Here is a 6489-nt window from a genome sequence, read left to right as displayed (position 1 = left end):
TCGCCCGGGCCCTGGCGCTGCTGCCCACCCGCGACGACGAGCGCTCCGTCGTGCTCGCGGGCCTCGACCCCGCCCCCCGCGGGCCGGTCGTGGTGGCTGCCGCCGCGGCGGTGGCCGAGGCGGGCGCCGGCGCCCGCGGGAGACGACGAGGAGGGACGACGACGTGCCACCCACCCCCACCCCCCGGGCCCGGCCCAGCAGGCGCTCCCTGCTCGCCGCCGGTGCCGGTGCCCTCGCGCTGGGGGCCGCCGGCTGCGGCTCCGCCGCGGGCACCTCCGGGCGCCAGGAGGTCCGCTTCTTCCAGAACAAGCCCGAGGTCATCGAGTACTTCGGCACCCTGCTGCAGGAGTTCAACGCCTCGCAGGGCGGCGTCCTGGCCGTGCACGACTCCTCCCAGACGGCGCTCGTGCCGCAGTTCGTGCGCGGCGCCCCGCCGGACCTGGCGGCGTGGAACTACACCCTGGAGGTGGGGCAGTACGTCTCCACCGGCGTGCTGACGGACCTGTCCGACCTGCCCGAGGCGCAGCGCGTGGACCCGCAGTACCAGGAGCTCGTCGACCAGTTCGCCACCAACGAGGGGCAGACCAACGTGCTGCCGTACTCGGTGGCCGCCGCCGGCGTCATCTACAACCAGCGCCTGTTCGAGGAGAACGGCGTGGAGGTCCCGCAGACGTGGAGCGCGCTGGTGGAGGCCTGCGAGACCTTCCGCGCCGCCGGGGTGACCCCCCTCTACAGCACCTACCAGGAGGTGTGGACCCTCTCGCAGGGCCTGTTCGACTACTGCACCGGCAGCGCCGTGGACGTCGCGGGGTTCTTCCGCGACCTGCGCGCCCTGGGTCCCGACGCCGGCCCGGACGCGGAGGTCTCCTTCTCGGAGGTCTTCGCCGAACCGGTGGAGAAGATGCTCCAGCTGGCCTCCTACTCCAACCCGGACGCGGCCAGCCGCGCCTACGCCGACGGCAACCTCGCCTTCGGCCGCGGCGAGGCGGCCATGTACCTGCAGGGCCCCTGGGCGCTGGGCGAGATCGCCAAGGTCGACCCCGACCTGCCGCTGGGCACCTTCCCGCTGCCCATGACCGAGGAGCCCGGGCAGGCGGCCGCGCGCGTCAACCTCGACCTGGCGCTGTGGATCCCCACCGCCTCCGGGCACCAGGACGCCGCGCGCACCCTGCTGCAGTGGCTCATGGGCCCGGAGGTCATCGCCCGCTACAACGCCGACAACCTGGCCACCTCCCCGCTGCTGGAGGCCGAGCCGCTGCGCGACCCGCGGCTGGTGGGCCTGCAGCCCGCGCTGGACGCCGGGCGCATCTACCAGGGCGCCAACACCTACATCCCGCTGACGATCCCCGTCGGCAACTACCTGCAGGAGGCCGTGCGCTCCGGGGACGGGGCCGGGCTGCTGCGCCGCATCGACGAGGACTGGGCGCGGCTGGCGGCCCGCTCGGCCGCCTGACCCGCCCGCCGCAGACCGAAGGAGCTCTCGTGGCCACCGTCTCCTCCCCCCGACCGCGCGCCCGCGGGCGCTCCGGCGCCCGCGACGACGTCGCCGTCGTGCCCGGCCGGCCGTCGCGCCGCCGCGTCGACGCCGTCTCCTACCTGTTCCTGCTGCCCGCCGTGGCGCTGTTCACCCTCTTCATCACCGTGCCCGCCCTCGTCGGCGCGGTGGTCAGCCTGACGGACTACGTCGGCTACGGGGAGTGGGAGTTCATCGGCCTGGCCAACTACGCGGTGCTCTTCCGCGACCCCAACGTGCTGCAGGCGTACGGCTTCACCATCGGCTTCTCCGTGGTCACCGTCGTGCTGGTCAACGTGGTCGCGCTCGCGCTGGCGCTGGGGCTCAACGCCCGCATCCACCTCAAGACGGCGCTGCGCGGGGTGTTCTTCATCCCCATGGTCGTCTCCGGCATCGTCATCGCCTTCGTCTTCAACTACCTGTTCTCCACCTCGCTGCCCGCCCTGGCCGGCACCCTGGGCGTCGGGTGGCTGCAGGAGAGCCTCATCGCCAACCCCGACCTGGCCTGGATCGCCGTCGTCCTGGTGACCACCTGGCAGGCGGTGCCCAGCGCGCTGATCATCTACCTCGCCGGGCTGCTCGCGGTGCCCGAGGAGGTCTACGAGGCCGCCGCCCTGGACGGCGCCACCGCGTGGCGGCAGTTCCGCTCGGTGACCCTGCCGCTGGTGGCCGGGTACGTCGTCATCAACACCGTGCTGGGCTTCAAGAACTTCCTCAACGCCTACGACATCATCGTCGGCCTCACCGACGGCGGCCCGGGCACCGCCACCCGCAGCGTGGCGATGACCATCTTCACCGGGTTCACCAACGGCGACTACGCCTACCAGATGGCCAACGCGGTGGTCTTCTTCGTGCTCACCGTCGTCATCTCCGTCCTGCAGCTGCAGATCATCCGCCGCCGAGGAGTGTCGCTCTGATGGCCACCGCCGACCCCGCCACCGTCGCCGCCGCCTCCCGCGGCGCCAAGCCCCGCCGCGAGCTGGAGGTCGTCGGCACGCGCCGGCGCGGCCGCGGCTGGGGCCTGACCGCCCTGCTCGCGCTGGCCTCCCTGACGGTGCTCGTGCCGCTGTACTTCGCCGTCGTCATGGCGTTCAAGACGCCCGAGCAGGCCGTGGCCGGCACCGGCTTCGCCCCGCCGTGGCCGCTGAACTGGGCCAGCTTCGCCGACGCCTGGACGCTCACCGGCTTCGCCCGCGCCTTCGCCGTCTCCGCGCTCGTCAGCGCCGCCAGCGTCGCCGGCTGCCTGGTGCTGGCCTCCTGGGCGTCCTACGCCATCGTGCGCAACTGGGAGCACCGGCTGTTCCGGTACTCCTACGTGTACCTGCTGGCGGCGATGTTCATCCCGTTCCCCGTCGTGGCGCTGCCGCAGGTCAAGCTCACCGCCCTGCTGGGCCTGGACAACCCCGGCGGCGTCGCGCTGCTGCACGTGATGTTCCAGCTGTCCTTCAGCGTGCTGCTGTACTCCGCGTTCCTGCGCTCGATCCCCGCCGAGCTGGAGGAGAGCGCGCGCATCGACGGCGCGAGCACCTGGCAGGTCTTCTGGCGGATCGTCTTCCCGCTGCTGGCCCCGATGAACGCCACCGTGGGCATCTTCGCCTTCCTGGCCAGCTGGAACGACTACATGATGCCCTCGCTCATCACGGCCGACCAGAGCCTGCAGACGATCCCGGTGGTGCAGAAGATCTTCCAGCTCGCCTTCTCCACCGACTACAACGTCGCCTTCGCCTCCTACCTCATGGCGATGGCCCCCACGGTCCTCGTCTACGTCCTGGCCCAGCGCTGGGTGATGTCGGGGGTGACGCGCGGCGCCATCAAGTGAGGCGCGCCCGCACCCCGCCCGCGGCGGGGTGCGGGGCCCTCACGGGCGGTGCGCCACCGCGAAGGTGCGCAGGAACGGGAACGGCGTCCCGTGCGGGCGCGCGGGGTACGCCTCGCGTAGCAGCGCCGCGTACTGCGCGGTGAACTCCTCCGCCTCGGCGGCCGGCAGCGCCGACAGCACCGGGCGCAGGCCCGTGCCGCGCACCCACTGCAGCACCGCGTCCTCGCCGGGCAGGACGTGCAGGTACTCCGTCCGCCACACGTCGGCGACCAGGCCCGCGCCGGCCAGCAGGTCCAGGTAGCCGGCGGGGGTGTCCACGGACTCCTCCCCGCGCAGCACCCCCGCCAGGCGCCCGCGCCACGCCGCCGAGGCGGCCAGCTCGCGCATCAGCCGGTGCGAGGGGGCGCCGAAGTTGCTCGGCACCTGGAACGCCAGCCAGCCCCCGGCCGGCAGCTGCCCGGCCCAGCGGCGCAGCAGCTCCCGGTGCTCGGGCACCCACTGCAGCGCCGCGTTGCTCACCACGACGTCCACGCCGGTGGCGTCGAAGCCCTCGGCGGTGCCGGGGGAGAAGTCCACCCCCGCGCCCGCCGGCGCCCGGCCGAGCATCTGCGCGGAGGGGTCGATGCCCCGCACCCGCGCGCCGGGCCAGCGCCGCGCCAGCGTGGCGGTCAGCTCGCCGGTGCCGCAGCCGACGTCGACGACCACGCCGGGGTCGGTGGCGCCCACCCGGGCCACCAGGTCGTGGAAGGGCCGGCCCCTGTCGCCGGAGAACCGGGTGTACTGCTGCGCGTCCCACTGCACGGCCACGTGCTCCTCCTCGGCGCCGAAGCATCTCGACATCAAGGTACCTGCGGGCGGCGCGGGCGCTCCCGAGGTGCCGAGGGCCGTGCGCCGGTGCACCCTGATGCCGTGAGCGAACCCACCACGGACACCCCCGACCCCGACGGCGACCCCGGTCAGCTGAACCCGCGCGACCTGCGCGGCGTGACCACGGGCGACGGCGCCGCGCAGGACGCCGACGCCACCGACGATCCCGACGGCGACCCCGAGCAGCTCAACCCCCGCGACGACACCTGACGCCCGCCGCCGCAGCACCACCCCCGCACCCGCCCGAGGCCGCGCCGGCCGGGCGGGTGCGCCTGCTCCCGGGGTGCGTGCACGTGGACCGGGCGCGCGCGGTCGGCCGGGTGGGGGCGGGCCCGGGCGGTGACCCGGCCCCCGCGTGGACGCCCCGCGCGCCGGGCGCGTACGGTGGCGCCGTGGCCCGCTGGGAGACCCTGCTCCTTCGCTGCCGCGGCGGGGCCAGCTAGGCCGGTCTCCCCGTCGCGGGACCTCGTCGTGCGTGCCGGCCGAGCACACCCAGGGCCCGCGTCAGAGGAGCGAACAGTGGAGAACACCCAGAAGCCGTCGTCGATGCCGTACCAGCGGTACCGGCCGTTCCACGAGCAGATCACCGTGGACCTGCCCGACCGCACCTGGCCGGGCAAGCGGATCACGAAGGCGCCGCGCTGGTGCGCGGTGGACCTGCGCGACGGCAACCAGGCCCTCATCGACCCGATGAACGCCGAGCGCAAGCTGCGGATGTTCACGCTGCTGGTGGAGATGGGCTACAAGGACATCGAGGTCGGCTTCCCCTCGGCCAGCCAGACCGACTTCGACTTCGTGCGCACCCTGGTCGAGCAGGACCTGATCCCCGACGACGTGCGGATCCAGGTGCTCACCCAGGCCCGCGAGCACCTCATCGAGCGCACCTACGAGTCCCTGCGCGGGGCGAAGCAGGCGATCGTGCACCTGTACAACTCCACCTCGGTGCTGCAGCGGCGCGTGGTCTTCGGCATGGACGAGGACGGCATCGTCGACCTGGCGCTGCAGGGCGCGCGGCTGTGCCGCAAGTACGAGGAGACGATCCCGGGCACGACCGTGTACTACGAGTACTCCCCGGAGTCTTACACGGGCACGGAGCTGGAGTTCGCCCGGCGCATCTGCGACGCGGTGGTGGAGGTCTTCGAGCCCACCCCGGAGCGCAAGGTCATCGTGAACCTGCCGGCCACGGTGGAGATGACCACGCCGAACGTGTACGCGGACTCCATCGAGTGGATGTCGCGCCACCTGGCGCAGCGCGAGAACATCGTCCTGTCGCTGCACCCGCACAACGACCGCGGCACCGGCGTTGCGGCCGCGGAGCTGGGCTACCTGGCCGGGGCCGACCGCATCGAGGGGTGCCTGTTCGGCAACGGCGAGCGCACCGGCAACGTCGACCTGGTCACCCTGGGCCTGAACCTGTTCAGCCAGGGCGTGGACCCCGAGATCGACTTCTCCGACATCGACCGCGTGCGCCGCACGGTGGAGCACTGCAACCAGCTGCCGGTGGGGGAGCGGGTGCCCTACGGCGGCGACCTGGTCTTCACGGCCTTCTCCGGCTCGCACCAGGACGCCATCAAGAAGGGCCTGGAGGTCATGGAGCGCGAGGCGGCCGCCGCCGGGCGCGCCGTGGGCGAGGTGGAGTGGGCGGTGCCGTACCTGCCCATCGACCCCAAGGACGTCGGGCGCAGCTACGAGGCCGTGATCCGGGTCAACTCCCAGTCCGGCAAGGGCGGGGTGGCGTACCTGCTCAAGAGCGAGCACCAGCTGGACCTGCCGCGCCGGCTGCAGATCGAGTTCAGCCGCGTGGTGCAGGAGCGCACCGACGCGCAGGGCGGGGAGGTCTCCGCCGCGGAGATCTTCTCGATCTTCTCCGACGAGTACCTGCCCTCCCCGTCGGGCACCCCGGACTGGGGCCGCTTCGCGCTGCGCGCCACCCGCTCGGTCAGCGAGGTCGACGGCGCGGACGCTCTCGAGGTGGACCTGCTGGACGGCGGCGCCGTGAGCACGGTCGCCGGCACGGGCAACGGCCCCATCGCCGCGTTCTGCGCGGCGCTGGGCGCGCTGGGGACCGGCCCCGTCGACGTGCGGGTGCTCGACTACGCCGAGCACGCCCTGTCCGCCGGCGGCGACGCGCGCGCCGCGGCGTACGTGGAGTGCGCCGTGGGCGACCGCGTCCTGTGGGGCGTGGGCGTGGACGCCAACATCACCACCGCGTCGCTGAAGGCGATCGTCTCGGCCGTCAACCGCGCGCTGCGCTGACCCGCGACCGGTCCCCGGCCGGCACCCGCCGGCC

6 protein-coding genes are annotated in these 6489 nt (G+C 73.4%); 5 read left to right on the top strand and 1 reads right to left on the bottom strand.

What is annotated here, in order from left to right:
* Window positions 1-163: 163 nt before the first annotated feature.
* Genes ACRYR7_RS23510 through ACRYR7_RS23500 form a run of 3 tightly spaced genes read left to right on the top strand, consistent with a single transcriptional unit; the run spans window position 164 to window position 3332 of the window.
* The gene (locus ACRYR7_RS23510; RefSeq protein ID WP_432574648.1) at window positions 164-1453 is read left to right on the top strand and encodes an ABC transporter substrate-binding protein; all 1290 of its coding nucleotides are present in this window, start codon (window positions 164-166) and stop codon (window positions 1451-1453) included.
* Between the two features lie 29 nt (window positions 1454-1482).
* Window positions 1483-2430 (top strand): carbohydrate ABC transporter permease, encoded by a 948-nt coding sequence (locus tag ACRYR7_RS23505; RefSeq protein ID WP_432574646.1) that lies wholly within the window; start codon window positions 1483-1485, stop codon window positions 2428-2430.
* Complete coding sequence (locus tag ACRYR7_RS23500) at window positions 2430-3332, top strand: carbohydrate ABC transporter permease (RefSeq protein WP_432574644.1); 903 nt, start codon at window positions 2430-2432, stop codon at window positions 3330-3332. Before ACRYR7_RS23505 ends, ACRYR7_RS23500 begins: the two co-directional genes overlap by 1 nt.
* Before the next feature lie 39 nt (window positions 3333-3371).
* Here the strand turns inward: ACRYR7_RS23500 and ACRYR7_RS23495 are convergent, their stop codons facing one another.
* Window positions 3372-4172: a trans-aconitate 2-methyltransferase gene (locus tag ACRYR7_RS23495; RefSeq protein ID WP_432574642.1), complete on the bottom strand. Its 801-nt coding sequence runs from the start codon at window positions 4170-4172 to the stop codon at window positions 3372-3374.
* 69 nt (window positions 4173-4241) lie between these two features.
* On the opposite strand from ACRYR7_RS23495, the gene ACRYR7_RS23490 reads away from it, so the two are divergent.
* A complete protein-coding gene (locus ACRYR7_RS23490; RefSeq protein ID WP_432574640.1) occupies window positions 4242-4409 on the top strand; it encodes a hypothetical protein in 168 nt (55 codons plus the stop codon).
* Between the two features lie 336 nt (window positions 4410-4745).
* The gene (gene leuA, locus ACRYR7_RS23485; RefSeq protein ID WP_432574650.1) at window positions 4746-6455 is read left to right on the top strand and encodes a 2-isopropylmalate synthase; all 1710 of its coding nucleotides are present in this window, start codon (window positions 4746-4748) and stop codon (window positions 6453-6455) included.
* Window positions 6456-6489 lie beyond the last annotated feature (34 nt).

The organism is Kineococcus gurbantunggutensis (assembly GCF_050871925.1).
Lineage (GTDB): Bacteria > Actinomycetota > Actinomycetes > Actinomycetales > Kineococcaceae > Kineococcus.
Note: the sequence above shows the minus strand (reverse complement) of the source record. Positions and strands in the feature narration are given on the sequence as shown.